Here is a 1,400-nt window from a genome sequence, read left to right on the forward strand (position 1 = left end):
GCTCACGATCTCGGCATTGGTATCGAGCGTGAAGCTGCCGTCGAGCTGGCTCGGCGTCTTGCCCGCGCCGTCCAGCCCGGCCATGCCCTTGGCGGCATCGTTCTGGTTGGCGAAGGCGGGGGCCTTGATCCGCACCGTATTGTTGGCGCGCACTTCGAGCACCACGAACGGGAAGACAATCTCGGCATCGAGATTGTACGGCCACACAAAGCCGCGATCGAGCGTGCCCGACATCGCATAGTCGATGCTGAACTTGCCATCGCCGAGATAGACGACCTTGCGATAGCCCGCTTCCTTGGCGAGTGCCGCTGCGATGGCGCGGTTCTTGGCCTCGCTTGCGGCCTTCGTCGCCCGGTCGGGGGCAGCGCGGTTCTGGAGTGCGATCTTCTGCTGCACGGGCGCGTCACCGTCGGCGGCGGCCGGATCGGTCCCCTGCTGCGGCACGGGCGCGTCCTTCATGCCCTTGGCAAACTCGCCGCCAAGGTCGACCGAGATCACCTCGCCGACATAGGTGAAGGTAAAATGCCGGTCGGCATCGATCCGCAGCGTCGAGACGAACTTGCCCGGCGTCAGCACGCAACTCGCCAGCACGAACGGGAGCAGCAGCGCGAGCACTGCTTTTGCGAGACGTGCCACCATGTCCGATCCTCCGTTCAGCGCGTCGCCACCGCATAAAGCGCAATCGCGGCCGCATTCGATACGTTCAGGCTTTCGATCCGATGCGAGATCGGCAGTTTCGCCAATTCGTCGCAATGCGATGCGGTGTTCTGCCGCATGCCTTCGCCCTCGGCCCCGAGCACGAGCGCGATCCGCTGCGTCCCCATCGCTTTGACCAGCGTCTGGTTCGCTTCGCCGGTCAGCCCGACGCGCCAGAATCCGGCCTCGCCGATTTCCTCCAGCGCGCGCGCCAGATTGACCACACGGACCCACGGCACGAGTTCGAGCGCACCCGATGCGGCGCGCGCGATCGTCCCCGATTCGGGCGGCGCATTGCGGTCGGGCGTGACGATGCCGAGCGCGTCGAACGCCGCCGCCGAGCGCAGGATTGCGCCGACATTGTGCGGATCGGTCACGCCGTCGAGGATCAGCAGCGGCCGCTGATCGCCCTCACCCTGTTGCAGCAGATCGGCGAGCCAGATGTCTTCAAGCGGATCGACCTCGGCCACCAGCCCCTGATGCGGCGCATCCCCCGGCACCAGCCGCGCGAGGTCCTGCACCTCGGCATAGACGATCGGGATCAGCGGCGGGATGTCGAGGCTCGCCGCCGCTTCGCGCGTCACCCACATCTTGCGCACCACGCGTTCGGGGTTGGCGAGCGCGGCGGTTACCGCATGTCGTCCCCAGAAGCGGGGGCGACCGGCCGGTGCCTGTGACGGGCGATGTCCGCGACGTGCCATTAT

At 66.9% G+C, this 1,400-nt stretch carries 2 protein-coding genes; both read right to left on the minus strand.

Annotated features, from left to right (window positions below):
* Window positions 1–639: hypothetical protein (locus tag ABWP09_RS02910; RefSeq protein ID WP_353203666.1), on the minus strand; the 639-nt coding region annotated here is incomplete at its 3' end.
* Window positions 640–653: 14 nt separating this feature from the next.
* On the minus strand, window positions 654–1,397 hold the full coding sequence (rlmB, locus tag ABWP09_RS02915) for a 23S rRNA (guanosine(2251)-2'-O)-methyltransferase RlmB (RefSeq protein WP_353203687.1): 744 nt from the start codon (window positions 1,395–1,397) through the stop codon (window positions 654–656).
* Window positions 1,398–1,400: the final 3 nt, after the last annotated feature.

Origin of the sequence: Sphingomonas sp. (assembly GCF_040398505.1) — a bacterium.
Classification (GTDB): Bacteria; Pseudomonadota; Alphaproteobacteria; order Sphingomonadales; family Sphingomonadaceae; genus Sphingomonas.